This window comes from Paenibacillus chondroitinus NBRC 15376 (genome assembly GCF_004000765.1).
GTDB classification, from domain to species: domain Bacteria; phylum Bacillota; class Bacilli; order Paenibacillales; family NBRC-103111; genus Paenibacillus_E; species Paenibacillus_E chondroitinus.
In genome coordinates this window covers 1-26,999 of the sequence record NZ_BILW01000043.1, presented here as the reverse complement: position 1 = coordinate 26,999, position 26,999 = coordinate 1, and the positions used below count along the sequence as shown (strand labels likewise).

27 protein-coding genes are annotated in these 26,999 nt (G+C 48.6%); 15 read left to right on the top strand and 12 right to left on the bottom strand.

Translation table 11 applies throughout. From position 1 onward, the window contains the following. The first annotated feature begins 63 nt into the window (after positions 1 to 63). The gene (locus tag PCH02S_RS29610) at positions 64 to 1,095 is read left to right on the top strand and encodes a FecCD family ABC transporter permease (protein ID WP_127457695.1); all 1,032 of its coding nucleotides are present in this window, start codon (positions 64 to 66) and stop codon (positions 1,093 to 1,095) included. Then, complete coding sequence (locus PCH02S_RS29605) at positions 1,092 to 2,132, top strand: FecCD family ABC transporter permease (RefSeq protein ID WP_127457694.1); 1,041 nt, start codon at positions 1,092 to 1,094, stop codon at positions 2,130 to 2,132. Before PCH02S_RS29610 ends, PCH02S_RS29605 begins: the two co-directional genes overlap by 4 nt. An 85-nt stretch (positions 2,133 to 2,217) precedes the next feature. Here PCH02S_RS29605 and PCH02S_RS29600 read toward each other — a convergent pair whose 3' ends face one another. The 9 genes from PCH02S_RS29600 to PCH02S_RS29560 all read right to left on the bottom strand — a co-directional run bounded on the left by PCH02S_RS29600 (position 2,218) and on the right by PCH02S_RS29560 (position 11,753). Beyond that, positions 2,218 to 2,778 (bottom strand): type II toxin-antitoxin system VapC family toxin, encoded by a 561-nt coding sequence (locus PCH02S_RS29600; protein ID WP_127457693.1) that lies wholly within the window; start codon positions 2,776 to 2,778, stop codon positions 2,218 to 2,220. Then, a complete protein-coding gene (locus PCH02S_RS29595; RefSeq protein ID WP_127457692.1) occupies positions 2,765 to 2,965 on the bottom strand; it encodes a hypothetical protein in 201 nt (66 codons plus the stop codon). Before PCH02S_RS29595 ends, PCH02S_RS29600 begins: the two co-directional genes overlap by 14 nt. A 281-nt stretch (positions 2,966 to 3,246) precedes the next feature. After that, the gene (locus PCH02S_RS29590; protein WP_127457691.1) at positions 3,247 to 3,549 is read right to left on the bottom strand and encodes a hypothetical protein; all 303 of its coding nucleotides are present in this window, start codon (positions 3,547 to 3,549) and stop codon (positions 3,247 to 3,249) included. Positions 3,550 to 3,675: 126 nt separating this feature from the next. Then, entirely contained in the window at positions 3,676 to 5,097 is a 1,422-nt protein-coding gene (locus PCH02S_RS29585) for a sulfatase-like hydrolase/transferase (RefSeq protein ID WP_127457690.1), read from the bottom strand. Positions 5,098 to 5,120: 23 nt separating this feature from the next. Then, positions 5,121 to 6,653, bottom strand: a complete 1,533-nt coding sequence (locus PCH02S_RS29580) for an extracellular solute-binding protein (protein ID WP_127457689.1) — start codon at positions 6,651 to 6,653, stop codon at positions 5,121 to 5,123. Between the two features lie 45 nt (positions 6,654 to 6,698). After that, positions 6,699 to 7,565 (bottom strand): carbohydrate ABC transporter permease, encoded by an 867-nt coding sequence (locus PCH02S_RS29575; RefSeq protein WP_127457688.1) that lies wholly within the window; start codon positions 7,563 to 7,565, stop codon positions 6,699 to 6,701. Positions 7,566 to 7,576: 11 nt separating this feature from the next. After that, a complete protein-coding gene (locus tag PCH02S_RS29570) occupies positions 7,577 to 8,527 on the bottom strand; it encodes an ABC transporter permease (protein ID WP_218033194.1) in 951 nt (316 codons plus the stop codon). 163 nt (positions 8,528 to 8,690) lie between these two features. Further along, positions 8,691 to 10,988: a helix-turn-helix domain-containing protein gene (locus PCH02S_RS29565; RefSeq protein ID WP_127457687.1), complete on the bottom strand. Its 2,298-nt coding sequence runs from the start codon at positions 10,986 to 10,988 to the stop codon at positions 8,691 to 8,693. A 204-nt stretch (positions 10,989 to 11,192) separates the two neighbouring features. After that, on the bottom strand, positions 11,193 to 11,753 hold the full coding sequence (locus tag PCH02S_RS29560) for a hypothetical protein (protein WP_127457686.1): 561 nt from the start codon (positions 11,751 to 11,753) through the stop codon (positions 11,193 to 11,195). 164 nt (positions 11,754 to 11,917) lie between these two features. Between PCH02S_RS29560 and PCH02S_RS29555 the strand changes: the two genes are divergently transcribed. From PCH02S_RS29555 to PCH02S_RS29540, 4 genes are all read left to right on the top strand, one after another. Continuing rightward, positions 11,918 to 12,214, top strand: a complete 297-nt coding sequence (locus PCH02S_RS29555) for a hypothetical protein (protein ID WP_127457685.1) — start codon at positions 11,918 to 11,920, stop codon at positions 12,212 to 12,214. Further along, positions 12,208 to 12,843, top strand: a complete 636-nt coding sequence (locus PCH02S_RS29550) for an HAD hydrolase-like protein (protein ID WP_127457684.1) — start codon at positions 12,208 to 12,210, stop codon at positions 12,841 to 12,843. Before PCH02S_RS29555 ends, PCH02S_RS29550 begins: the two co-directional genes overlap by 7 nt. Before the next feature lie 188 nt (positions 12,844 to 13,031). Further along, on the top strand, positions 13,032 to 13,502 hold the full coding sequence (gene lspA / locus PCH02S_RS29545; protein WP_164819783.1) for a signal peptidase II: 471 nt from the start codon (positions 13,032 to 13,034) through the stop codon (positions 13,500 to 13,502). 103 nt (positions 13,503 to 13,605) lie between these two features. Next, the gene (locus tag PCH02S_RS29540; protein ID WP_127457682.1) at positions 13,606 to 13,935 is read left to right on the top strand and encodes a hypothetical protein; all 330 of its coding nucleotides are present in this window, start codon (positions 13,606 to 13,608) and stop codon (positions 13,933 to 13,935) included. Positions 13,936 to 14,016: 81 nt separating this feature from the next. On the opposite strand, the gene PCH02S_RS29535 is transcribed toward PCH02S_RS29540, so the two are convergent. Continuing rightward, positions 14,017 to 16,164 carry a DNA topoisomerase III gene (locus PCH02S_RS29535; protein WP_127457681.1) on the bottom strand — a complete coding sequence of 716 codons (2,148 nt, stop codon included), beginning with the start codon at positions 16,162 to 16,164 and terminating at the stop codon, positions 14,017 to 14,019. A gap of 181 nt (positions 16,165 to 16,345) precedes the next feature. Here PCH02S_RS29535 and PCH02S_RS29530 point away from each other — a divergent pair, with 181 nt between their 5' ends. The 6 genes from PCH02S_RS29530 (at position 16,346) to PCH02S_RS29505 (ending at position 23,511) form a co-directional block, all read left to right on the top strand. Then, a complete protein-coding gene (locus tag PCH02S_RS29530; RefSeq protein WP_127457680.1) occupies positions 16,346 to 17,947 on the top strand; it encodes a sensor domain-containing diguanylate cyclase in 1,602 nt (533 codons plus the stop codon). Positions 17,948 to 18,403: 456 nt separating this feature from the next. Beyond that, a complete protein-coding gene (locus tag PCH02S_RS29525; RefSeq protein WP_127457679.1) occupies positions 18,404 to 19,435 on the top strand; it encodes a hypothetical protein in 1,032 nt (343 codons plus the stop codon). Continuing rightward, entirely contained in the window at positions 19,425 to 20,078 is a 654-nt protein-coding gene (locus PCH02S_RS29520; protein WP_127457678.1) for a DUF4129 domain-containing protein, read from the top strand. The genes PCH02S_RS29525 and PCH02S_RS29520 overlap by 11 nt, the downstream gene beginning before the upstream one ends. Further along, entirely contained in the window at positions 20,059 to 21,249 is a 1,191-nt protein-coding gene (locus PCH02S_RS29515) for a DUF4350 domain-containing protein (protein ID WP_127457677.1), read from the top strand. The genes PCH02S_RS29520 and PCH02S_RS29515 overlap by 20 nt, the downstream gene beginning before the upstream one ends. 5 nt (positions 21,250 to 21,254) lie before the next feature. Beyond that, positions 21,255 to 22,175, top strand: coding sequence for an AAA family ATPase (locus tag PCH02S_RS29510; RefSeq protein ID WP_127457676.1), 921 nt, complete (start codon positions 21,255 to 21,257; stop codon positions 22,173 to 22,175). Next, positions 22,126 to 23,511 (top strand): DUF58 domain-containing protein, encoded by a 1,386-nt coding sequence (locus PCH02S_RS29505; RefSeq protein ID WP_127457675.1) that lies wholly within the window; start codon positions 22,126 to 22,128, stop codon positions 23,509 to 23,511. Before PCH02S_RS29510 ends, PCH02S_RS29505 begins: the two co-directional genes overlap by 50 nt. On the opposite strand, the gene PCH02S_RS29500 is transcribed toward PCH02S_RS29505, so the two are convergent. Then, complete coding sequence (locus PCH02S_RS29500) at positions 23,506 to 24,480, bottom strand: stage II sporulation protein M (RefSeq protein WP_127457674.1); 975 nt, start codon at positions 24,478 to 24,480, stop codon at positions 23,506 to 23,508. The two genes, PCH02S_RS29505 and PCH02S_RS29500, sit on opposite strands and share 6 nt — an antisense overlap. A 132-nt stretch (positions 24,481 to 24,612) precedes the next feature. On the opposite strand from PCH02S_RS29500, the gene PCH02S_RS29495 reads away from it, so the two are divergent. The 3 genes from PCH02S_RS29495 to PCH02S_RS29485 all read left to right on the top strand — a co-directional run bounded on the left by PCH02S_RS29495 (position 24,613) and on the right by PCH02S_RS29485 (position 26,590). Continuing rightward, entirely contained in the window at positions 24,613 to 25,413 is an 801-nt protein-coding gene (locus tag PCH02S_RS29495; RefSeq protein WP_127457673.1) for an RDD family protein, read from the top strand. Positions 25,414 to 25,443: 30 nt separating this feature from the next. Continuing rightward, a complete protein-coding gene (locus tag PCH02S_RS29490) occupies positions 25,444 to 26,133 on the top strand; it encodes an NAD(P)H-binding protein (RefSeq protein ID WP_127457672.1) in 690 nt (229 codons plus the stop codon). Positions 26,134 to 26,296: 163 nt separating this feature from the next. Beyond that, positions 26,297 to 26,590 (top strand): Dabb family protein, encoded by a 294-nt coding sequence (locus PCH02S_RS29485; RefSeq protein WP_127457671.1) that lies wholly within the window; start codon positions 26,297 to 26,299, stop codon positions 26,588 to 26,590. A 219-nt stretch (positions 26,591 to 26,809) separates the two neighbouring features. Here the strand turns inward: PCH02S_RS29485 and PCH02S_RS36280 are convergent. After that, on the bottom strand, positions 26,810 to 26,999 hold a 190-nt coding region (locus tag PCH02S_RS36280), incomplete at its 5' end, for a hypothetical protein (protein WP_218033193.1).

Genomic DNA, 26,999 nt, shown 5'->3' with positions numbered 1-26,999 from the left:
GTTGACCTTTATGTCAACGGCCTTCCCTTAATTTTACAGTAAATTTAGATGAGGGGGATCCCTGTGAGACCATTATTGCACCAGACACCCTATAAAGCGCTGGGTTTGGTGTTTGGGATAATTATTTTTGTACTATCCTTTGTGCTAAGTGTTGTGCTTGGTTCATCGCATACAAGTGTTGCATCGGTTGTGCAGTCATTGATTCATTACGATGTGAATTCGAACGAGCAAGTGATCATTCGAACGACCCGGATTCCCAGGGCTCTTTTCGCTACAATGGTTGGAGGGAACTTGGCCATTGCAGGTGCGCTCATGCAGGCGCTGACACGGAATCCGTTAGCGTCTCCGAGCATTTTTGGCATTAATGCAGGGGCCGTATCTTTTGTCGTCATCGCGATTACATTTCTCCCGCTTACGTCAATTGACCAATTGATATGGGTAGCATTCGCTGGTGCAGGTATTGCTGCTTTCGCTGTATATTTCCTCGGTTCTCTAGGGCGAGAGGGACTGACGCCGATTAAAATTGTATTGGCCGGTTCTGCCATGACCGCTCTATTCAGTTCATTCACGCAAGGGATGTTGGTCGTTCGTGAGGCTACCTTGCAGAATGTCATGTTTTGGTTAGCAGGGGCTGTGGCGGGCAAAAATCTGGATACGTTGATTCCGGTGCTGCCCTATATGTTAGTTGCCGCCGTTACAGCGCTGGTGATGGCACATCCTGTTAACATCCTTGCTTCGGGTGACGATGTTGCCAAGGGTTTGGGTCAGAAGCTTGGACTAGTTAAAGTGACGGTAGCCATAACCGTGATTCTGTTAGCAGGCAGCTCGGTGGCTGTCGCGGGTTCGATCGGTTTCGTCGGTCTTGTGATACCGCATATTGCCCGGTTTGTTGTTGGCCTCGATTATCGTTGGGTCATTCCATATTGTGCCGTTTTGGGGGCTATTTTGCTTCTTTTGGCTGATCTTGTTGCCCGATTTGTCATTATGCCGGGAGAGGTGCCGCTTGGTGTTATGACGGCTTTGATCGGCGTGCCCTTTTTCATCTATACCGCTAGAAAAGGGCTGCGTTCGAAAGGAGGGATGTCATCGTCATGAGTCGGTTAATTGTGTACCGAAGTAAAACCGGCAGGTTTTCTTTTCTTTTTCATAGGAGAACACTCCTTGTTATATCAGGTCTGACATTGCTGACAATCGGGGTGTTCTTGATTAGTACGGGGCTTGGCGGCAATTTCATAACACCGCAGGATGTGTTGAAAACGATCTTTGGACAAAGTACTCCGCAGCACGAACTGGTGATCGGAACGCTGAGGCTTCCGCGGATTATTGTGGCCATCCTCGTGGGCGCTTCGCTGGGTGTTGCTGGATCGATTCTTCAGGGAATGATTCGTAATCCACTTGCCTCGCCTGATATTATTGGCGTAACTGGAGGGGGCACGCTAGCGGCAGTTACGTTCATTACTTATTTTGCAGGCACTGTCAGCATTCATTGGCTGCCTGTAGCTGCTTTTGTAGGGGCTGGCTTCGTGTCCCTGATCATTTATTTATTGGCGTGGCATAAAGGGATTACACCCACGAGGCTGGTTCTAATCGGGATCGGAATTTCGGCGGCGACCAGTTCCTTAACGATGTTAATGATCGTGCTCAGCCCGATGAATTCAGCGACCAAAGCGTATACCTGGCTGACTGGGAGCGTCTACGGCACATCTTGGGACAACGTGTATACCTTGCTGCCTTGGGTGATTGTGTTCATTCCATTGGCGCTCTATTTTGCCAGGCATATTAACTTGCAGGAGATGGGAGACGACCTGGCTGCAGGGCTGGGAGCCACCGTTCAGCTGCATCGCTTTTTCTTGCTTTTCATCAGCGTGGCGTTGGCGGGTTCGGCCGTGGCGGTTGCCGGCGCAATCGGCTTCGTAGGATTAATCGCGCCGCATATTGCGAAAAAGCTGATCGCTCCCTCGTATGGGGGATTAATTCCCGTATCAGCGCTGATTGGAAGCCTGATGGTCTTGATCTCCGATACAGTGGCGAGAACGGCGTTTCCTCCGCTGGATATTCCGGCCGGCGTTTTTACCGCAGCTATTGGCGCTCTGTTTTTTATTTTCCTGCTGTATCGGAATCGGAATCGATGAGGGGATAATGTTTAAGAAGAATTTTTGGACACTATTCAAATAAACAAAGAAGACCAAACTTTATGGTTTGGTCTTCTTTGTTTACTTACCTATATGTCATATGTAATGGAGTTGTGTAATAGACTTTTTTTATATTTGGAAGAATTTCTTCCGCTTTCACCATATTATTCTTCAGGATATTATCTACAGTAAGGAAGTTAGTCCCGTAAAGATTTGCAAGGCTAGCATTTGCAGCATCGGCTGCACCCAAATGCTTCTTGAGCTTTATTTGGTGTAAAACGGAATTTTTATCACCTTCGAGTACTTTCAATATGCCCTCTTCGATAAAAATAGTTAGCATATTTTCAATAAACGCCTCTAGGTCATGGCGATCAGCATCAGAAAACATAATGCCGAAGCGTTCAGTGAAATTCTTAAGCGATCTGGTGGATAAATGCAACACTTCATTTACAACAAGCGGATTCGTATATAATAAAATGAGTTCGCCCTCAGGGAAAATATAATTGTCGAACAGTTCTTTGACCGTCTCATGCCATGGGTCATGGCTTGAGGCTAGAGCCAACAGAATCCCTGTATCAACTAAAATATCTTCCCCTTGATCGAACCCTTGAAATTCATGTGGATTATTAAAATCAACGATCACCATACTTTTCCCAATCCCTCACTTGATTCAAGTTTACGGGGGTTGTGGGAGCTTTGCCGATAAATTGCTTCATAATATCCTTTTGTCTTGTTGTTAGACCCAGGTTAGTTTTTGGAATTGGCTTTGCCTCTTTATGAGCAGCTTCAGTAAATGGCATGTCCTTACCCTCCTTGCCGCTACCTTCACTCATAGCCAAAACCTCCTAAAAGAAATTTAGGACTATTATATGCTAGAATGATAGGAAATATACTTCTGCTTCTGAAGTACCTATTGTTCTACTAATTATATCATTTGTTATGTAACACATTCAATATAGATGGAAATATTTTCATCTACTAGAAACTGATCGAGGGCCTTGGGCAGTTGCCAGACTCGAAGAGAACGAACAAAAGGGAACGGACACAGGGGATTCCCTGTTTCCATTCCCTTTTTAGGCGATAGGAAGCTACGCTCCATACCCTCGGCAAGTATTCAGCACGCAGGTGGCTGTGCTTGAAGAGTGTTGCGGCTGCAATCTATATACATCGGGTAAACAACTTCTCTTTTTTGGACGGAAGATAAAGACAGTGGCAATGTCTCCTCCGAGGTTCCGAAATCCGCAAGCCCCTCAAATACCTCAATGACCTTCGAAGGTTTTTCACTGCTTTCATTTCCGAGCTGACTCTGATAGGAGAACCTCATCGCTTTGTCCTTTATGAGCACATCTACAAACATGCAGAACATGATACCTACAACGAACACACCCATTATAATGAATTCCAAATCTCTCATCATGGTTGTCCTCCTATGAATCATTTTTCATAGGTTAACGTACTTTGGATAAAATGTCGCTCGAATGTCGGTGTCGTATTCTAGCTTATTTTAACGACAAGGCTCAATTGCCCTCATTTGTCCTGTTTCTTACTCAAAATAGGCTTTTTTCCCTTTTCCATGAACGCCGGCTAACCCGATTTGCCCGAATCCGGTTACACCTTCACGAGCGCCGTCAATCATGGGATCGACGTAGCGGGCAAACCAGGCTTCCAGTTCGCCTCTCATTGCGACGGTCTGATCTTGCGTCCCTGGCAGGTCGATCAGATTATGCCTTTCATCGGGATCCTCGGCCAAATGGTACAGCTCATGCGGACCGTAAGGGTAGCGGTGCACATATTTCCAGTCGGTCGTCCGAATCATGCGCACAGGACCGTACTCGTCATAAATGACAACCTGCTCACGCATAGGAGCCGATTCACCCAGGAGGAGGGAGTGGAAGCTTGATCCAGGAAGCTTAATGGTATTCGGTTGTTCACAGCCCACATAAGCAAGCAGCGTAGGCATGAAATCGTACCCGCTTACGAGATTATCGCAAACTTCCCCTTGGGGGATGATGCCCGGCTGGCTAAAAATGGCCGGTACTTTGACAGAAGTATCGAACATGTTCTGCGGGAACGTCCCGTTTCCTTTTCCCCATATGCCGTGATGGCCACAGTTGAAGCCGTTGTCGCCCATATAAATAATCAGGGTATCTTTGCGAATGTCCATGCTGTCCAGCTTATCTACGATCCGGCCGATATTCGTATCCATCGCGGTCACAGCGGCAAAGTAACCTTTCAAATTCTCCCGTTGGTCGTCTGACCATGGCGCTGTTTTGATCGACCATGGATGCTTGGGCTCCTGCGGACAAGTTTCGAACTTGCAGCTATCGTAAGAATCGACAATGTCCTGAGGATGATTATCGATCCATGGACTGTGAGGCGCCGTGTAGTGGACGCTTAAGTAAAACGGCTTGCTTCTGTCCTGCCGATCCAAGAAGGAGAGTGCATCGTCCGTGATGACGTCGGTCAAATAGCCAGGCTCATTCACCAGCTCGCCGTCGCGAATCATCGGGGCCTCGTAATAATTGCTGCCGCCGCTTTGGTGCGCATACCAGTGCGTGAAGCCTTTTTGTGGTGTGATGCTGTCTCCCAAATGCCATTTGCCGCTTAGTCCGCAAACGTAACCTTCACCGGCCAACACATCCGTGTACGCCATCTGCCCCTGCAAATATTGGATAGCAGAGTCACCTACATTGCCATCCCGGATCCAATCGTGTACACCGTGCTGGGACGGAATGCGCCCAGTCATCAGCGAAGCGCGTGCCGGCGAGCAGACCGGCGAGGTGCAAAAGAAGCTGGAGAACCTCATTCCTTGGTCTGCAAGACGATCCAGATTAGGTGTACGGATCTCGTGATTGCCTGCACATCCCATAGCCCAAGCCCCGTGGTCGTCCGACAAGATGACTATAATGTTAGGCTGCTCATTTCGGTTTGCATGCGTCGATTCCTGCCTTTGATCGGTACTCATCGTCGTTCATTCGCCTCCATCACTTATTTTTTTTGTGCCAAATAAGCTTTATTGACAGCTTCCAGCACCTTGTCGCCGCCTTGTTCCCGCCACTTCTTGGACAGTTCGGCCAGCCCGCTGTCGATATCTTTCTTGCCCGTAATCATATCCAAATAATATTGATTGGCCAGTTCATTAATGACACTGCCTCGTTCAATTTCTTCAGGAGTTGTCGTGTTGACCAAATTCGGAACCATATATTTGGAGGCAATCTCTACAGATTGTTTAGCCCTGTCTGCTTGAGGCTCGGTTTGCGGCAAGTAGGTTTCCGTCAGTGGCCAAACGACACTACCCCATGCAAGCGGATGAGACCATCCATTCGAAGCAAAGTTATCTTTTGCCCGTTCTTCTTCATTATAAGTGATTTTATCGCCTTGTTTGGTATAATGGACGCCTTCGATCCCTAGCTCCAGCAAATCACGGCCTTCTTTGGAGAGCATGAACTCAATGAATTTAGCCGCTTTTTCCGGATTTTTCGCACTTTTGGTAATCGCCGTTAATAAGCCGCTCTTCGGAGCCTGCGCCAAACCCCGTTTTCCATCCGGACCAGCAGGTGGAGCCATAAACCCAAGCTTGCCGTTAGGATTCACTTTTTGCAAACTTGTTTCCAGTCGACTCACATGCCGGTAAAGAGCAGGGGCCATGAATCCGACTTTGCTTTGATAAAACTTCTGCTCGCGCTGCTGCGTGTCGTTGAGCAAAAATTCGGGATCAATCAGCTTCTCGCTCCACAATTTGTGAATATATTGAACGCCTTGCTTAAATGCGGGATGCTCAAAAATGGGAATGACTTTCCCGCCATTATCTAGCGCCCAGTCGGAGTAAGGCAAACCGTAGGCATAAAATACGAAGTTAAAGGAACTGTTAAACCCGGTACTCTTAACTCCCGTTAGGCCATAGGTATCCGCTTTGCCGTTTTTGTCCGGATCTTGCGTAGCAATAGCTTTCATTGTTTGATAAAAGTCATCCAGCGTCTCAGGCGGTTTCAGCCCAAGCGTTTCCAGCCAATCCGCTCGGTAGGCAAGCGTTTGATTGGCACGTTCGAGTTCGACGAATGGATAGCCGTAATACTTTCCATCAACAGCCGTTCCCTTGAAATTGGCTTCAATTTTCGCTTTCGCGGTCGGCATATCAGAGAAATAGTCGTTAAGCGGGACGAGCAAACCTTCACTGATCCATTGGCTCACGGAAGCCGAAGGATAGTTAATCGTTACGACATCCGGCATATCGCCCGAAGCCATGGCTACGCTGATTTTCTCATATCCGCCCTCTGGAACGGTTCTGACCTCAAGTTCAATACCTAGTCGCTTGTTAATTTCAGCGATAATCCGGTCCCCGGGCTGTATCGACTTGGCGGCCGCATCACCCGAAGTTAAAAACACCAGCTTCGTAGGTTGCCCACTTTTTGCGCTGCCCTCCGTCGGGTTCGCATTGTCCGTTTTAGTAGAACATCCTGCCGTTGTTAATGCAAGTATGGAAGCCAAGGCAAAACCTGCCCATTTCTTTTGCAATCGCATGCTCGTTCCTCCTTTATTTTCCTATACATAAAATTACGATCCTTGCTACTCCTTAACAGCTCCAAGCGTAACCCCTTGCACGAAATAACGTTGAAAAAAGGGGTAGATAAGAATAACAGGAATGACAGATATCATAATCGTCGCCATTTTGACGGACGGACCGAGCAGGAAAGGGCTGTCCCCTCCCGATTGGAAAGCGGCCTCGTTATCAATCAGCATGGAGCGCAGGAAGAGCTGCAGAGGCCATATGTTTTTATCTGTAATGTACATGACTGCCGTGAAAAATTCGTTCCACCTGGATACCGAGTAGAAGAGGGCGATCGTCGCCAGCGCCGGCATGGAAAGGGGGACGACAACCCTTAGCAGAATGCCGAAATCATTACATCCGTCTAGCTTAGCGGACTCTTCCAAGCTCTCAGGTATGGAGCTGAAAAAGCTGCGCATAATGATCAGGTTATAGGTTGTAATGGCTGTCGGAACCATCATGGCCCATACGGTGTTCATCATGCCAAGCTGTTTAATGACCAAGTAAGTCGGAATAATACCACCGCTGAACATCATCGTAAAAATGATCAAGAACATGACCGTTCTGCCGCCGGGAAGCTGTTTTTTGGAGAGAGCATAGGCGGCCATTGTCGTTGCGATCATGCTGATGACTGTACCCAGGACGGTTATGAAAATGCTAATCCCGTAAGACGTCCATAGTTGCTCCAGACTGAGCATGTATTGATAAGCCTCGAATGTCACACTCTTTGGAATTAGATGCAAACTCGAAGTCACGCTCTCTTGCATCGGCGTAATCGAAACAATCAGCGAATCCCAGAACGGATATACCGTCAGTAACGCTAAGAGTGCTAGGAGCGCATAATTGAGCGAGTCGAAGATTTTGCTTCCTAAGCTGCTGTTAGGCATAGCTGGCCCTCCTAATACACACCCTGCTCGCCGAGCGCTCTGGACAACCAGTTGGCGACGATAAGCAGCGTGAAGTTGATAGCGGATTTGAACAGGCCGACTGCGGCAGCCAGGCTGTAGCGCCCTTCGGTGAGCCCAATTCGGTAAACATAAGTGTCGATGATATCGGCTACGCGATAGACGCCAGGATGATACAAAACGAATATTTGCTCAAATCCTGCCTCCATTAAACTGCCGATCCGCAGGATGAACAAGATGATAATCGTACTGCGGATGCCCGGCAGTGTAATGTGCCAGATTCGCCGCCACCGATTCGCCCCGTCCATCACGGCGGCTTCATACAGCTGCGGATTTAGACCCGCCAGGGCAGCCATGTAAATGATCGTATTCCAGCCGAACTCCTTCCAGATCATCGAACCTACCAATGTACTGCGAAAAATTCGCTCATCGGTTAAGAAGCCGATCGGTTCTCCAGAGAACGAACGGACGGCATTGTTAACAGCGCCCTGATCTGTAGAAAGCAAGCTGATCAAGAGTCCGCCCATAATGACCCAGGAAATGAAGTGAGGCAAGTAGATAATGGTTTGAACCGTCCGCTTGAACATGATTTTACGGGCTTCATTTAGTAGAATTGCGACGATAAGCGGCAGCGGAAACCCAAAAACGAGTCTGTACAAGCTGATTACAATCGTATTCCAGAAGACTTGCCAAAATTTTTCTAATTCGAATAAATACGTGAAGTGCTGGAATCCGACCCATGGGCTGCCTATAATGCCTTTGGTAATGCTGAACTGCTTGAAAGCAATAAGCGCCCCGTACATCGGTACGTAATGAAACACCGTATAATAGATAAGCGCAGGCACCAACATGGCATACAAATAACGGTTGGCCAGTAAACGTTTCCAAAAAGTCGGTTTACGAAGCTGGCGTTTGCGTGCAATTGTCGTCATTGGCACTGACATAGCTTTCTTCCCCCTCTCTTCTCATGCATTTGTGACTGCACTTTCATCATAAAAAGGAGGGGGAGGTCGGGCAAGAATCAATACCGTTGAATGGATTCAATTTTCGTTTTTGATGAAGTATCAGATTTTCATTTTAGTATCAATTGTTGCCTTTTATCTCGTTTTACCCCTTAATTCGCTGCACGGATCGCTGATTCCGATATTCGGAAGGCGTTAAACCGCAGTATTTTTTAAATGTACGGATCAAATTTTGCTTCTGTCCGAATCCGGTCGCTTCCGCAATTTCGTTAATCGTTAAATACGTTTGTTCAAGCAAACGGCAAGCTTCGTTGTAACGCGTTTCGGTCAAGTAATCGAGGAAATTTTTCCCGGTCACTTCTTTGAACAATTTGGACACGTACTGGCTGTTCATCAATGCCATATCCGCGAGCGTCTGCAAGCTGATCGGCTCCCGGTAATTGTGCTTGGTATACTCGACCAGCTTCTCAACGACGTCTTGATGCTTGACTTCACGTTTTCCTTCCAACCTTCCAGCGATGTCGCGTATCACGAGATCAAGGTCGACGCGAACTTGCTCCAAGCTGTTCTTTTTGCTGAATGCCAAAATCAAGTCCGGACTGCCGTCTTCTTCATCTCCGCAAAGCTCGATACGAACGGTCATAAGCGCATGAAGAAGCTGCGTCAACATAATATCTTTATAGGGAAAGCCAACCAATTCATCGCTCGCAAGCCGTTCGATCAGCTCGTCCTTGAGCTGCAGCGCCTTATCCGTGTTCCACGTTTTGAGCTCATGAATCAGCTTGTCCACGAGCTGCCTGCAGGCGGTGAAGCGACTGCGGTCCACATGGTTGGTCTGATAGTCTGAAATGCTTAGAATGCTGCCTTTGCCGGCAATCCGCTCATACAGCAAAGCATCCAAAGCTTCGTTATACGATAGGGAGATCTCGCTTAACTTCTCGTACTTCCCACCGATGCCTACGGTAACTGCCGTTCCATGCAGTTCATCGGCCACTCGGTTCCGCAATCGAATCGCCAGCTCCTTCGCATGATGGTAGGCGGATTGAGGGCCTCCCCAATGACCGGCGTTCATAATAAGTACATCACGGCTATGGAATTGGCTGACGTACAGCCCTTTCCCACAAGCTGCGATGAGCTCTTCACAGATGGCGCGTACCTGAAAATGCAGTAAATTTAGCGCCTGCTCCTCAGGCCCTGCCGGAATATCGGCATCCACATGGATGCGAAGCACCAGCACAATGAAATGAGTTTGATCTAAATCCAGCTCATAGTACTGCATTTGGCGCATCAACTCGTCGTCATTCGTCTTGCCCGACAGCAGGCTGAGTACAACGTGATCCCGAATGACGAGTTCTTGACCGCGAAATTTTTCTTTAAATGCTTCTTTTTCGACATAAAGCCTGTTGACCGAATCGCCGATATAGCTGAACTCATCTCGGTCGTGCATTTTGGAGAAAGGCTTGTCCAGCAGCGTTGAAATCATGTGAACCGTTTTTCTTACAGGCTTGTAATACCTGATGGATACGATAATCATCATCAGCATCCCCAGCGAAAAAGCGATATAGGAAATGAGGAGCGTCACGCGGATGACTTCGTGGGATTTCTTAAATACTTCTTCTGACGGATTCAGAGTCAAATAAATCCAGCCGTTGGCATCCGAGGTCAGAAAGGAAACAAGGGTATCCTGCCCATTGATCTTCTCCGTGAACGAGCCTTCCTTCTCACGCTGAATCCGCTGGATGTCCGCTTGATTGAACCGGCTAAGCAGCATGCTTTTATCCTTATACGAGAGCACTTCGCCCTCCTGATTTAAAATGGCTACATTCCCGAGCTTGCGGTTATTCGAATTAACGACGGCGCTGTACAGCACATCCTCTTTCAAATTCATAAGGATCGCGCCTTTCTTCTGGATGCCCCAGATGGGGACGGAGAACAGGAACGTCATGACGTTCACGGAATGATCGCCTTCTTCCAGATGCACAGCTTGCCAATCGTAGATATGTTTGCTTTCCATAAATTGCTGCACCCCTTGCTTGTATGAAAACTGCTGCAAGTCGGTGATGCCGGAGGAGGAGATCAACTTTTGATTTTGGGCGCTGTACAAATAGATGGAGTCCAGGTACGTGGAGGAATTAATCCGTTCGGTGAGAAGATCTTCGGTATTTTTCAGAAATCGATACTCCTCCTCCAAATCCCATGAAAGCCATACCGCTTTCTGCAAATCGGAGTGCAGAGCAAGCGAAGCCGCTGATTGCTTCACTTCTCCAAGTGCCTGCTCGACCATTTTCTTCGATTGCCCGAGCAATTCCTGATTATGGAGGAGCACTTCTTCTCTCAGCATCGAATCTGTATATCGGTAAACGAGCGTACCGACCAAGAGCGTAATCAACACGACGGCAATGGTTAAATGCAGCAATAGACGTATAAAGATAGTTCGTTTCATAGTTTCCCCCTAGAACGCCGGACTTCCGACCCTTTTATGTAAGCGCTTTATAAAAAAGTAATTCGAACGACTAAGCCAATAAGAAGCAGTATATCTATGAAGGATACCACAAAATTCATCGGCATAGATGTTTAGCGGCATTTAAAATAAGACAACCCTCAGGAAATCTGAGTAATTTCAGACCTTGAGGGTTGTAATGTCTTTTTATTTGACCGTATGGGCGGAGCTTTCACTGCTAGAAGTATTGGAAAGCGTTGCGTCTGGATCCAATTTGGTCTCTTCCCGCAGCAGATAGCCGAAAAACAGGATGTAGTAGGAGACGATGATGAAGAATACGCCGGCTGTCACGGGATCTTTTGTAAATTGTGTCGGATCAGCGGGATTCATGCTGGAGGGGTTCGGAGAAAGCGCGATGAACGCCACGCGATAAATAATCCGGCCAAGAAATAGCACAAGAACAGCAAATTCAATCCATAGATGAGTGCGGTAATACCAGCCGTCGGCCCGGTGCTCGAAGCGGGTGTGGCGAATGGCGGTAAGCCCTAATCCCACGCCGGCAGCAAGTCCGATCAAATAGCCGATGAAATGGATCGGATGAACGAAGCCCAGCAGGAAAATGGCGATTCCGAGGATGCTGAACAGCGTGAGGCGAAATTTGAGCCGGCCTTTGGCAAGCTTTTGAAAACCAATGGTACGTTTGGTTCGGCGATAAATGAAAAAACAAATCAAAACGGCAGGGATGGCGTAATGCATCCAATCTTGCATGGGTGTTCCTCCAATCGGTTTTGTAACATTTCCTCATTGTAGCAAATTTAGGCAGCTTGTCATGAGAAATCTTATTCCGTTTACAAAAAACTGTCATACACTTAATAGTAGTGCTATAAACTTACTATTACACACAAAATGCGCCGTAAGGAGTTGACATTCATATGGCTCTAATCACTCACGTTAATGTATGTAATGCAGACGGTGAAATTTACTGTTGTCTAAGGAATAAAATTGTAAAGCTGGATGCCAATCAGCAGAAGCACTTCTGTCAGGGATGTAAAATGTTTGCTGGAAATGCAGACGACTATGGGCGTGGGGTATCCTGTGTGTGGGAAGATCTTCGCATCGTCAGCAATCCGCATATCGCCAAAGATCCGCTTGAAGAGTTCGCGAATAATCAAATCAAAGAAGTGCCGACTGAGGGGCCGGCCCTGTTTCTATATACAACTGAATGGTAAAACATATCCTATTTGATTTTGATGGGACACTTGTCGATTCCAGGGCTTTGCTTGTTAAGTTGTACAATGAAATAGCGGGACAGCATCAGTTTCGCAAGATTCGCGAACAGGATCTTGCGCTTCTCCGGACACTTTCGATTGCGGAGCGGGTCGATCGGTTGGGCGTGCCGGCCCTGCAGATTCCTAGGCTTATCGTTGCCGGAAGACAGATGTATCAAGAAAACATTCGCACGCTTCACGTGGTGCCGGGCATGAAGGAGATTATAGCGAGGTTATCCTCCCATGGGCTGAAAAGCTCCATTCTCTCCTCCAATTCGGAGGCAAACATTCGTACGTTCCTGAAAAATAACAAGATGGAAGGCTCCTTTAAGGAAGTGATCTCAGCTAAACTTCTTTTCGGCAAGCACCATGCCATACGCAAAGTTATGAAGCAGTGGGGCACAACGCCTGGCCGAATGATTTATGTTGGAGACGAATTAAGGGATATCGAGGCTTGTAAAAAGTTAGGCGTGCCGATCGTCGCCGTTACATGGGGGTATGATGCTCCGCGACTGCTGCTTCGGGGACAACCGGATTACCTGGTAAACACTCCCGGTGAGCTGCTGAGAACACTTCTGACATTAGCTTGATGGAGAGCATGAAGATTACATGCAGAATGCTCCGTGTGTAGCTGCCTAAGCGTGACTGGGGCGGCTATTTGCGTTGTTAATGGAAGACTATGGGATAGAAGGGATACCGGGGCCGTAAGATTCGCCGTAGAGGCCATATATCATGTAAAATGGTGAGGAGCTTGTATTTTCAAAATAGGGGGAGTGTTATGTTATTTTATATCGTCTTTTTTGTCGTTACAGCCATTGATCAGATTTCAAAGGTCTGGATTCGAGCGATGCTGAAAGTGGGAGAATCCATGCCATTCTATAAGGATATTATTTCATTTACGCATTATCAAAATACGGGAGCGGCAGGCAGTTCACTGCAGGGCTGGGCACGTTACCTTGGCATTTTTGCCGTCATTATTGTTATAGCGATCTTCTACTACAGGAAGAAAGGACGTCTTCAAGGCGTTCTGCTGCAATGCGGAGCAGCGCTGTTTGCAGGCGGAGCGATAGGCAATGCGATTGAACGATTGCTCTTCGGCAAAGTGACGGATTTCATCGTCTTCCGTTCGGGGAACGGTATCATGAACGTAGCGGACTTGGCCATTAATTTGGGCGTCGTATGTTTTGCGTTGGATATGTTTTTCTCACTCCGACGAAAAGGTTTCCGCAAAGAAAAAACTGCTTCATAGGTTAGGTCTAATATACTATAATATATAGATCAAAAGAACTATTTGTGGTATCCTATTCTACGACAGTATGGATGATGTTGAAGTTAGACTGGGAGATGGTCGTATGAGTATGGAGAGACAAGCTTTGATCGATGATTTTTTTGTGATGATCCGTAAATTGAACAAAACGGGCGCTGACATTATACATGTGCGGGATTTCTTCTGGAAGTCTTCCGAAATACGCGGCTTTATTCCTCCGACAGTTGAATTTATGACAGTACTCAAAACATATAATGTTGTTTTATTTCATGAATTCCGCAAATCACTTGTCCCTAATACAAGTATGCATATATTGGCGAATGTACACATGGAAGCAGGAGAGGCATTGATTAGTTTAGGCATTACTAGCTTAGAGGAACTGCAGTTGGCGGTAAAAGGAAAAATATTGAATTAGTCTGCAGAAAAAAACAGCCAGCAGAAAAAAAACCAAGCAAGGACGAAAGTCTCTGCTTGGTTTTTTCATGCTCGTTCTAGGCTAGTCTTCCTTATTCTGCTGTAGTGCTGCAAGCAGCTTGTCAGCGAGCGAGTTTCCGACACTCGTTTGATCGGAATATTTCTCGATAAGCTGACGATTGGCTTTGGCTGAGGCACGACGGCCGCCGCCGGAAGCTTCGTTATCAATCTTCTCCACCACGTTGCAGGGACGGCATTGGAAGTACTTGCCGGATTTCCCTGTGTGGATCTCCATTTTTTTATGGCACTGCGGACAACGGTGGTTCGTCAGCTGGCCGTCCGCTTCCCGTTTGTAAGAGCATTCCCGGCTGGAGCAAACGAGATAACGCCCGCGTTTCCCCTTAACTTCCTGAAGAAATTCTCCGCAGTCCGGACATTTGCTGCCTGTTAAGTTATGCGGTTTATACGCCGCATCGCTTTTCTTAACCTCATTAACTAATTCCACGGCTTTGGTCCGAATGCCGCTTAGAAATTGCTCCATGCTTCCTTTGCCCTTGGCAATGCGCTCAAGCTCAAGCTCCCAGCGCGCTGTCAGCTCAGGAGAACGCAGCTCTTCCGAAGCGAGCTCAATGAGCTGTTTGCCCTTGCCCGTCGGAATGAGCTGGGATCCTTGGCGCTCGATGGTGTCGGACGACACGAGCTTCTCGATAATATCCGCGCGGGTTGCCGGGGTGCCGAGACCCCATTTTTCCATCTGCGACAGTAAAGAAGCTTCATTATATCGGCCAGGCGGTTTGGTCTGGCGGTTCAGCTGATGAGCCTGTTTAACCGTCACGGCGTCTTTCTCTTTGGCTTGCGGGAGCAGTTGAGACGCATCGTCATCCGTATCGGACTCTTCCCGTTCAGGATCGGTGAAATCGTTCGCGCCGTAAACTTCTTTCCAACCGGCCTGTTTGACGACTTTCCCTGAAGCATACAGCTTCTCGCCGGCAATTTCGACGGTCAGTTTCGTCTCATCATAACGGCAAGGACCATAGAACAAGGCTATGAATCTGCGTACGATCAGATCATAGAGTCGGCGCTCATCTGCGCTTAGCGTTGCGAGTGAAATGGCTTCGCCGGTCGGTATGATCGCATGGTGATCGGATACCTTGCTATCGTCGACGATGCGCTTTGTGATGGCTAGCGGCTTGCGCAGCAATGGAGCGGCAAGCGGTGCATAGGGACCAATCGCTGCGCCTTTGAGTCTGCCTGCCAACGTTGGAGCCATATCGGAAGTCAGATATCGTGAATCTGTCCGCGGGTAGGTCACGATTTTGTATTGTTCATACAAACGTTGCAGCACGTTAGACGTCTGTTTCGCCGAAAAGCCGAACTTGCGGTTGGCGTCGCGCTGAAGCTCCGTTAAATCGTAAGCAAGCGGATGAGGAATTTGCTTTTCGGTTTGCTGAATCTGCACGATGCGGCCGTTTTGGCCTTGCAGCTTCGCCTTCAACGCGTCCGCGCGCTCTTTATCGAAGATGCGCGAGTCGCCTGTCTTGGGGTCTCGCCACGCCGCGCGGAAAGAGTCCAAATCGGTTTCGATCAACCAATAGTCGACAGACCGGAAATCCCGGATTTCCGTCTCGCGGTTGATCATCATGGCCAGCGTGGGCGTCTGCACACGCCCGGCGGACAAGGACGCGCCGAACTTGCTGGTCAGCGCGCGCGTCACATTCAGGCCGATCAGCCAATCGGCCTCGGAACGGCACACGGCTGCTTGATACAGCCGGTTGTAGTCCGTGCCAGGCTTCAGCTGCGCGAAGCCTTCGCGAATCGCCTGATCCGTCTGCGACGAGATCCACAGCCGTTTGAACGGCTTCTTCCAGCGGATCAGCTCCATAATCCAACGGGCGACGAGTTCCCCTTCGCGCCCGGCGTCGGTTGCGATCACCAGCTCGGCGAGATCGCCGCGCCGGCTCAACTGCTCGATACCGCGAAACTGGTGCGACGTTTCTTTCATGACCTTGAGCTTCATGCGCTCGGGAAGGATAGGCAGATCTTCCAGGTTCCAGGTTTTGTACTTGGGATCGTAATCGTCAGGCTCAGCGAGGGTTACCAGGTGGCCCAAGGCCCAGGTGACAACGTATTTGGGGCCTTCATAATGGTGTTTTTGCTTCTGATTGCAGCCGAGAACGCGGGCAATTTCTTTGGCGACGCTCGGTTTTTCGGTGAGCACAAGAATTTTCATAGAATAATAACCTCATTTCGTATTACAAATTAGCATAAGCGATTGAAGTTTTCTTTTCAAACATGAACGGATATGGAGAAAAGTCTCTGGTGAAAAATGTCGAATTATCATATATTCTGCCTGTTTTTGTCTTGATTTCAAGGTATAATAAACGTATTGAAAGAAAGGGGCTGAGACCAGAATGGGACGCAAATTTGCTTATTTCTCCAGTCAATCCTTGAAAATGAGGTTTCAAATGTGGATTGGCGTCGCTATTCTGGCTTTAGCTTTTTCCATTATTGTGCCATTTTATTGGATAGAAAAGAAGAACCGAATTGGCGAAGCGGAAAATCAGCTCAAACAGATGATTACGCTGCAAAGCTTATATATTGAAAAATGGAATCAGGAAAAACTGGATGCCGTCCAACGGTTTGCCCTTTCGGATTACGCCAAATTTCATCAGTTGGAACCATTAAAACGGGAATTCCAAAACTATGCACGCCTTAATTCGGAATTTGATACACTGAGTTTCGTAGAGCCGAACGGGATTATCTACACAAGCAGTGACACAGCTATCTATGTAGGGGACCGGCCGTTTTTTAAAAATGCGCTTGAAAATAGGAGTTTTATATCGGGGGTCGACATTTCGCGTGAGACCGGAAAACCGATGATTACCTTTTCAGCACCGGTGCTTGGCGATCTGAATGAATTTAAAGGCGTTGTGATGGGGGTTGTGACCCTGGACATGCTGAATAAGCTAATGAAACAGCTGCGTTTTGGCGAAACAGGAGAGGTCTTTGTCTTAGATAACAAAGGCCAAGTTGTGACGGCGTCAGGTCATTCAAGCATGAGTGAGGCCGTCAACAATGTCTTCATGTCCTCCGAAATCATTCAAAGAGCGAAAAGCGGCACTACGTCAAGCAAGGTCTATACCGGCTTTCATGGTGAAAAGGTCTTCGGTCAGTACCAGTGGTCGACGGAGAAAAATTGGATTGTCGTCGGTGAAATCACGCAAAAAGAAGTTTTTCAGAAATTAAATCAGCTGAGTTTGACGATTATTATCATTTCCCTCATCGCTCTAATCCTTAGTGTCCTCGCAGCGCTCACGATAGCGTCCCGCATCGAGCGACCTATCCGCTATTTGCTCCGAGCCACCCAACACATTCGTAATGGTACTTACCATTATCAGATTGATGCAGACGAAATCAGAAACGCTCCAATTGAGCTCAAAACGCTCGTTAACACGTTTAATCTGATGTCGGACAAGCTGAATACGACCATTTCGCTGCTTGAGAAATCCGCGTTGGTCGATCAACTGACCGATATTCCGAATCGCCGATATGTCATGTCGGAAGGGAATGAAGAATTAAAGGCATGTATCGCAGCGGGTTATACGTGCTCGGTGATGATGATGGATATCGATCATTTCAAAAAAGTGAACGATACCTACGGGCATTTGGTAGGCGACCGTGTTCTTCAACAGGTAGCTTCTTTGTTGAAACAGCTGGCAAGCAGCCAAATCATCGTGGCACGTTATGGCGGCGAGGAATTTATTCTAGTGTGCCTCCGCCAAAATGCGCAGGACAGTGAACTATTAGCCGAGCGCATCCGGCAATGCATTGCAGCGAAGCCGTACTCCGATGAACAGGTGACGGTACACTTGACGGCGAGTATCGGCGTAGCCGAATTTTCGCCCAAACTGGAATTTGGCACGATGGTGCTTGAAGATATGATCTCTAGGGCAGATCATGCGCTATATCGCGCAAAATCAGCGGGACGAAACCGGGTGGAGCTGGATCGATGAGAAATCATCGGTCTGGCTTTTTGTGTTTTTGGGGGTTGAGTGGGCAAAAGCAAAGACAGGTGGCGCTAGGCGGAGGTGACCCGGGATAGGGGATCTACAGGGCGCTATTTGAGGCAAAACAGCCGATTTAGCTGAGGAAGGGAACTGTGGTCCACTATTTCGCCGCTATGACCGCAAATCAGCGGGATCAGGGTGAAATAAGGCTCGCTAGTTCCTCTTCGCCATCTAAATGGCTTTTTTTTACCGAAATAAGACCTTGTAGTTCTCTTAACTGGTTGAAATACCTCTACTTTCCTTATGCGAGTAGTTGCGTGAAACGCCAGCGAACGGAGTTCCACTATTGTTAGTATGGCGAACTGCTTGTTCATACAATTTAGTGGTCAGAATCTTGCAGGAATAGTGTATAATAGTCAGGGAGTTAAAGAATTACCAACATTTGGGGGGTTATGGTTAACCATGCAAAATGCAAGCGCACGACCGATGGGAATTGGAAGATTGTTAGATCGCAGTTTCCAGTTGTATCGAAAACACTTCATTGTATTAACATTCATCATGCTAATTTTATACGGCCCTTTTTATCTGCTGCAGCATTTGCTGACTTTTCAAGAAACGGCGGTAACATCGGGGTCCTTTATTGAACAAATTCGTAATGGCGGTTCGCTGCAGGATATGTTCGGACCGAACTCTACGTTTCTACAAAACGATCCTGCTTTACGTGATGAGGGCTACGTGTGGAAAATGCTCGTATTCGTGCTGGTGTTAGTCCCGATTATGTTTTTAGGTCTTATGCCAGCTTCAATCGCATCGGTTGTTCATCTGGTAAAGGCTAGTTTCGATGGGAAAGAGACGCCGAGCTTAGGGCAATTACTAAAAAAATCATTCACTCGTTTTTGGCCGATGGCAGGCAGTACGTTTTTATTTGGACTCATTATGTTTGGCTTTTATTTTGGAATAGCTCTTATTATGATTGTTTTTGCTGTCATTTTTGCCGTTGGCGGCAGCTTCTCAAGCTCGGTAGGCGGGTTCGGTGGCGGTGCGCTAGCGTTTACCATTGTGTTTTTTGCCATTCTCGGGCTGGGGGCGCTGTTCACGTTTGCTTATTTTATGATTCGCTGGAGTTACTATTTACCTTATGTAGCTTTGGGAGAAGAATCGATTGGCCTTGGCCGAAGCTGGAGCTTATCGCGTAAAAGTTTTTGGCGTTTATTTGGCATGTACATCGTGCTCAGTATTATTTTGTACTTGTTTCTAGCCGTTGTTCAGCTCGTTATTGCCGCTATTTTCGGGTTGGGGCTAGGGGCGCAGCTGCTGCAAAGTTTGATTTCCATTCTGGTTATGTCACTGTGGTTTCTGCCGTATGTGGTCAGTTTCTTTGACCAACGGGTACGGAATGAGGGTTTGGGCTTAGAGTCTATGATCGATAGTACAATCTCAGACGCTTCGACCCCTTATCTGCCTATTGATTTGGATAAAAAGAATGAGTTATAGGTTCGTAATTTCTTTGCAGGACGACAAAGAACAATTGCTGCAAATCCTGAAACAGGATGAATACACAGCCTATGAAGCCAAAAAGAATGGTTCGCTGTTGACATGGCTGGAACCCGTTCTTCAGAAATTACGGAGCTGGCTGCCTCATTTTGAGGTATCTGCAGCGGTGTCAGACTGGTTGACTGTCGTAGTAGCAATTCTGTTGTTGGGGATTACAGCTTTTGCGATTTACTGGTTCCTGAAACAAATGATGTGGCAAAAGCGGGTCCGTTCGGAAACGTTTTTGCCGCAAGGTGAAGTAAGCCGGTCGTATCGCTATTACTGGCAGCAAGCATCGGAGCTTAAGGGAGTAGGCGATTGGAGAGAGGGAGTGCGCTCCGTCTTTCTGTCGTTTCTGTTTTATATGGAAGATGCGCGTCTGATTCGTGTGGAAAAATGGAAAACAAACTGGGAATATGCGGAGGAACTAAGAGGCTCGGCCTCATCGTTAGTTCCTTTGTTCCAGGAGAGCTCGTTGCTTTTTGAACGAGTTTGGTACGGAAAAGAAGCCGTAACTGAGCAGCAGTTCTCATGGTTGTATGAACAGGTAGCCAGGGTTATCGCCAGGAAGGAGGTAACCGGAGATGACGAAAGGGCTGAATAAGCTCCATGTGGGACTAGCTGTCAGCATCTTGCTGTTTTTTGCACTGGGGTACTGGCTGGCGAAGCCGAAGCTGCCGGATTTACCTCCTTATCTTTCGTTTTCTGCAGATGTAGATGGTACCAAAGCTTGGAAAGAACTGCTTGCCACTAAGCAATCAGCCGTTAAGGAGTGGCGGTTGGATTGGAAGCATTTGCCTGGGGGAACCTCCATGCTGCTAGTCGCTATACAGCCGTCCGCCGTGACGAAATCGGATCGGGAGCATCTGTTAAAGTGGGTGCAGGCGGGGAATGATGCCATTATTTTTGACCGCGAACCTCAAGGCTGGGCGTCTTGGGAGACGGTCCGCGTGGATGGCGGGCCGCAGGATGCACGGGGGGCGTTGGGGGAACTAGAGCAGTTAGGGAAACAAGAGCAACAAGTGAAGGCTGTCTCAACGATTCGTGTTTCGGCGGATTATGCGTCAGCGGACGAGACGCTGACGGGCAAAGTTGAAACCTCTTATCGGCTTCAGCCTGGGGGCAGCGGGCTGGCGCTGTTTGAAGATGAGCGCGGCGTGCTCGCCAGCCGCGTGCAGGAAGGGGCGGGCAGCATCACGATGGTGCTGACCCCGACGTGGTTGCAGAATGGGACAATTGATGAGGCGTCCCATTTCGAATTAATCTGGCCGCTGTTCGCGAAGTCCTGGGACGCCGTGTGGGTCGACGAGACCCATCACGGCTACGGGACGAAGCCCGGACTGCTGGCCGTGTATCCCGCGTGGCTCGTGCTGGCAAGCGCGCAGCTTGGTCTTGCGCTGCTGCTGTGGCTCTGGCTGCGCGGCAAGCGCTTTGGCCCCGTCCACACGCCCCGGGCGTGGACGGTCCGTCGCGGCGACGAAGGCGTGCACGCCGTCGCCGCTTGGTACGAGCGCCTCGGCTACAGGCGCGAGGCGCTGGCGCAGCAGCAGCTGTTCCTGCGGCAGCTGCTGTATCAGCGCTGGGGGCTTAGCCCCAGCGCTAGTGTTTTGCAGGCCGCGGAAGCTGCGCGCGGCCGGATGCCGGAGGCGCAGGCAGCGCAGCTGATGCGCCTGCTGGCGGAGCCGCCGGTAGAGAGCGGCGGCGTGAGCACGACAGCGTTCGTGCAGCGAACGCGGGAGATGGGCGAAATGATCGCCTACTTGGAGAAGGAGTGAGCGTAATGAATGAACTGATACAAGCTTTGGAGCAGCGCGTGTTCGGCCAAAAGCTGAACACCAGACTGCTTGCAACCGCCTTATTAGCAGGAGGGCATGTCCTCCTTGAGGGCGTGCCGGGTCTCGGGAAAACGAAGATGGCGCGCACCCTCGCGGAATTAACCGGCGGGGAATACCGCCGTATTCAATTTACACCGGATTTGATGCCTGCAGATATTACAGGCAGTGTGATCTACCAAATGCAGGACCATTCGTTTACAACGATTCAAGGTCCGATTTTCACGAATGTGTTATTGGCTGATGAAATTAACCGTTCTGGGCCGAAAACACAGGCTGCGCTGCTCGAAGCCATGGAGGAGCGGCAGGTCACGATTCAAGGTAATACGTACAAGCTGCCTAATCCTTTTTTTGTCGTAGCGACCCAAAATCCCGTCGAATACGAAGGCACGTACCCGCTGCCGGAAGCACAGCTCGACCGGTTCATGTTTAAGCTGGTGCTCGATTACCCCGGCGAAGAAGCGGAGATTGCCATTCTTCGGGGACATTTGCCTTTTCACCAGCAGGAAGAAGAGCCGCTTCAAGCTTTAATGACCCCAGAGCGGATCGTTGAACTGCAACGGAAATTGACCGATGTCGTGGTGGAGGACTCTTTATACGCTTATATCACAACGCTTATTCGCAAAACCCGCGAGTCCAAGAAGATTCAACTGGGCGCTAGTCCCCGAGCGGGAATCGCTGTGCTGATGGCGAGCAAAGCCTGGGCTCTTATGGATGGCCGGACCTATGTCACGCCGGATGATATCAAGCTTGTCGCGCGGCCTGCGCTGCGGCACAGACTGCTGCTGACACCGCAAGCGGAACTGGAGGGCGGAACGAGTGACCAAATCATTCAAGAAACGCTCGGCTCTATTCCGGTTCCTAGATAAAACCTTCTTCCACGACTTCATTTTGCCCACACGAAGACTCATTGTTCTGGTGCTTATTGGCGCAGCCGGGATGCTGATCGCATCTCCTTTTGATGCGGTTCTGCCTGTTTTTTGGAGCTTCAATGCGCTATTACTGGTACTAAGTGCAATCGACCTTCTTCTGCTTCCCAAACGCAGCAGTTGGAAAATACGGCGAACACTCCCTGAACAGGCGGATGTGAGGAGCACTTTTGAGGTGAGTCTAGAGCTAGAGAGTTTGGGTTTGGAGCAATCTTCTGTCGTGCACGTTGAGCTAATGGATCATATGCCCTACACCTTTCAACTGGAAAGCAGCCAATTATGCGGCTCTATTGCGGGTAAATCAACTGCTTCCTTAGGTTATACGGTGATGGCTACTGAAAGAGGCCGATATGTTTTTGAAAATGTGGTTCTGCGCTATTTCGGAGGCATGGGGCTTTGGAAGAAGCAGGTGGTTCTGAACTCCCCAAACACCATTGAGATTTATCCGGATTTGTCACAGGTGCGGGGGGTGCTTAACGCGGTTCAGGATGTTTTAATTCTGGAGGGCCATCGTGTTTTCAAAAAGCAGCGCAGCGGCTCCGAGTTCCACTACATTCGGGATTATGTACAGGGAGACGACGTCCGGCTTATCAATTGGAAAGCGTCGGCGCGTACGACGAAGCTGATGACAAACCTTTTTCAACCGGAAAAAGGGAAAATTGTCACCATCGTGCTGGACTGCGGCAGGCAAATGGCAATTGAGCTGGAAGGCCAAGTGAAGCTGGATCGGACTTTAGCAGCTGCGTTGACTTTAGCTGCAGTAGCGCTCAAGCAAGGAGATCAAGTTGCGTTGATCGCTTACTCCAACAAGGTTAAAGTGTATGTGCCGGCAGGAAAAGGACTGCCTCATCTGCAAGCCTTAACGAAGGCGGTGTATGATTTAAACACGGATTTTGTGGAATCCAGCACGCAGATCGCCTTCACACACATCCTGCGTTTTCTGAAAAAACGCTCGCTTGTCGTCCTATTTTCCGATATGGAGAGCTATCTATATAACCAAGAAATGCTGCCGTATGTGCTGCGGCTCCGCAGAAGCCATCAGGCGCTGCTCTTATCGATCCAGGATCCGCTGATTCATCAATGGGCGCGTGTTCGGGCTGAAGATAGCCGGCAAGCCTATAAGATGAGCATGGCCCACAAGTTTACGACGGATCGATACGCCTATGTAAACGAAATGGCCGGCAGAGGCATTCCCGTGATGGATGTCCCCGCCGACCAGCTGACGCTTAGCGCCGTTAATGCTTATTTGGATTTGAAAGCGAATGACCGTTTATAGCGTTAATAATTGCTTGCTGCTTGTGCGTTTGCGGATGCCATAAACGAAATACAACGCGAGGAGCAGTAAAGTAACGCCGGCGATAATGTATTTCATTTCGAGTGGCAGCGTGGAAGGCGTAATGTAACCCTCGATGAGACCAGCGATAATAAATAGCGGAATCGTACCGATCAAGAGCTGGGCGGATTCCTTGGCCGACTCCAGAAAACGCAGCTTGCGCGGATAAGGTCCCGGCACGAAAAAGCGATAGCCCATGTATAAACCGGCACCACCTGCTATAAAAATAGCGGTAAGCTCAATAATCCCGTGCGGCAAAATGTACGCCCAAAATACATAACTTTTTCCGGATTGCATGTAAATAGCAGCCAAGGCGCCAACGAGAAGGCCGTTGCTAATCATCAGGTAGACAGTTCCGATGCCAAGCGTGATGCCGCTGATGAAGGCGAGAACCGCGACTCGGATATTATTTGTCATGATTGCCGTCGAGATTAGCGGCGAATGCAGGTCCCCTCGGGGATCCGCTGTTTTGGACGGATCGATGTTATCAGCCATGCCACCTGGCATAATGAAGGCTAGATTCAGCGGATCATGCCAAACCGAGAGGAAGCCGAGCAAACCTCCCAGCAGAAACAGAACGAAAGCAAAGCCGACGAACAGGCTTCTTGCTTGGATCAGCGAAGGGAAATAATGGAGGAAAAACTCCTTCATTTGAGCGCTGCTTGTAAGGCTGTCTTTGTACATTGTATTGTGCGCTTGTGAGACAAGATGATTTAGATAAACGGTTGTTTCATCTGCGGGCGAGTGGGTTTGGAGTGTGGCCAAATGCGCTGAAGCTGTTTTGTAAAGCTCCGTAAACCTGTTCACTTGACTGGCCTGAAGGCTGCGTTTTCTCTTGCCTAGCTGAAGCAGCAATTGTTCTAGCTCTGTCCATTGGGATTTGTGTTCTCGGATAAATCGCGAGATGTCCATAAAAGCCTCCTAAGCGTTCTACTAGCTCTAGCGAAACCTATCCGGGTTGTAGGCTGAGGTTTGCTGTAATCTGTTCATTTTATCATAGGAAAGTCTTAAATTACCATAATTATGCAACATTAAGGAGATGTTATGAACGAGCCTTTGGATAGAGAAGTAACGGTCGTCACCCCTGAGCAGGTGCAATTGCAATTTCAAACTGCCGGAATAGGCAGCAGGGCGGCGGCGCATCTGTTGGATAGCCTTATTTTAATATTTGTAAATGTCCTGTTGTTCGTATTCGTCATTTTGGTGAGCAGGTTATACTCGGGCAGTTGGCTGCCTGACCTTGCGGATTATCTTTTGGCAATTACTATCGTTTTATGGATTGTATTAAACCTGGGTTATTTCGTATGTTTGGAAGCTTTTATGGGTGGACAAACGCTGGGAAAACGCTGGTTAGGCCTGCGTGTCATTCAAAACAACGGCCAATCTGCAACGCTGTTATCCATTATCATTCGCAATTTGTTTCGCTTGCTCGATGTGATGCCTTCTTTCTATTTTGTGGGAATGCTCAGCATTTTCTTAAGCTCGAAGGATAAGCGGATCGGTGATATGGTTGCTGGGACCCTTGTTGTGGTTGAAGCGCGATTTGAACGGATAAAACGGCGAAAACAACTTGAAAAGGCGATCGCTCGCAAGAACTATCCGGAGATTGTCATGGGGCATATCGAGGAGGCTTGTATGCAGGGAATCACGGCTAAGGATTGGCAGCTTTTGCAGGCTTGGATCGAAAGAGTGCCTACTATGTCTGATGCGAGGTTGGCCGAGCTGGCTGCGCCTATTGCGCACTATTTTGCGGAAAAATTAGATCAGGATTCAGCGATTGCTCAAGATGCGTCTGCGTTCTTGGTTAAGCTATATGAGACTCTGCGTGAGGATTGGGAAGTTTGAGGCACCGATGCGAGTTGAAGGAGGAGCAGTATGGGAGTGACGGCCATAGTAGCGGGAGGTACAGGATTAGTAGGACGGGAATTGATTCAGCTGCTGCTGGAGGACTCTAGGTACGATAAAATTATTGCGCTTGTCCGCAGGGACATCCAGGTCCGTCATCATCAGGGAAGTGAAAAGGTCGTTCAAGTGAAAACAGATTACAGCCAATTAGAAGCGGACCTGAGCCCGGCTGTTATGGCTGCTATGGCAGGTGCTCATGTGTTTTGTACATTGGGGACAACCATTAAAAAAGCTGGCTCTCAAGAGCAATTTCGCAAAGTAGATTTCGAATTCCCTATGAAACTGGGTGAAGTTTCCGGTGCAGCGAAGGCTGATGTCTTTGCTATCGTGACTGCGATGGGAGCGAACCGTGCTTCTTCTATCTTTTATAATCGGGTAAAAGGGGATGTTGAGCAGGGGCTTCGGGGGTTGAATCTTCGCTCACTGTATATGCTTCGTCCTTCTCTGATTCTAGGGGATCGGGATGAAGTCCGAGTGGGGGAGCAGTTGGGGAGCCTGGTTTCACGGGCGATTGCTCCGCTTATGATTGGCAGGCTACGGACTTATCGCCCTATTCAAGCGAGCAAAATTGCTGCTGGGTTAATCGCTTGTGCCCAAAAAGGCGAGGCAGGCGCTCATGTGGTATTGTCCGATCGAATCGCCGAGTTGGCGGGCAAGTAGAGGACTGTTTTCCTAATGCGTTGGAATCCTGGTCGTGCGCCGGTGTTCAAACCCGAAATGAGATATCGCTGTGGATATCGACGAGCCGATCCCTTCCTGATATGATGAAAGACGTTACATATTAACGTGCCAAAATTGTTTTGGAGAAAGTAGGGTTTGTATTATGATCGATCATATTGTACTTGTAAAATTCGGAGAAACAACTACGCAGGAGCAGCTTCAAGAAGTTGTTGACCGCTTCAAAGCGCTTCGTTCTCATCTGACGGGGATTGTCGATATTCAAGCAGGCATTAACTTCTCAGAGAAAAATAAAGGATACCAAGTGGTTTTGTCGGTGCGTTTCGAGGATCGCGCTGCGCTTGAAGCCTATGGTCCAAATCCGGAGCACCAAGCGGTTGCTGCATATATTCGCGAGGTAGGCCGTGAGGATAGCTTGATTGTTGACATTGAGATCTAAGAGGGCGAAGTCCTTCGATGGGCAGTGGGCAGCTTGCTGATCTGTTAACTGGAAATAGTCCCGTTAAAACAGACAAAACCGATAAGGGTTATCTCAAAAGGTCAGGAATTTGACCATGGGGATAGCCCTTTTTGGTGCATGGAGCCAAGCGAGGGGAACTATGATCCTCTATTTTCGAAATTACTCGGGCATAGGCCGGTCAGAGGGAACTGTGGTCCTCTATTTTGTCCATTTTTGCCCAAATGTTGGGTTTTCGTGGCGAATAAGACCCTGTAGTTCCCCAATTCTGACGATATCGGCAAATTCGGTCAAATAGCGCTCTATAGTTCCCTTCCGCGCATAAAAGAGGGAGGCAGCGTTGCTTGTAGCCGCCCCGTCGCCGCTCGTCGTGCTCTTGCCTCCGCGCCCG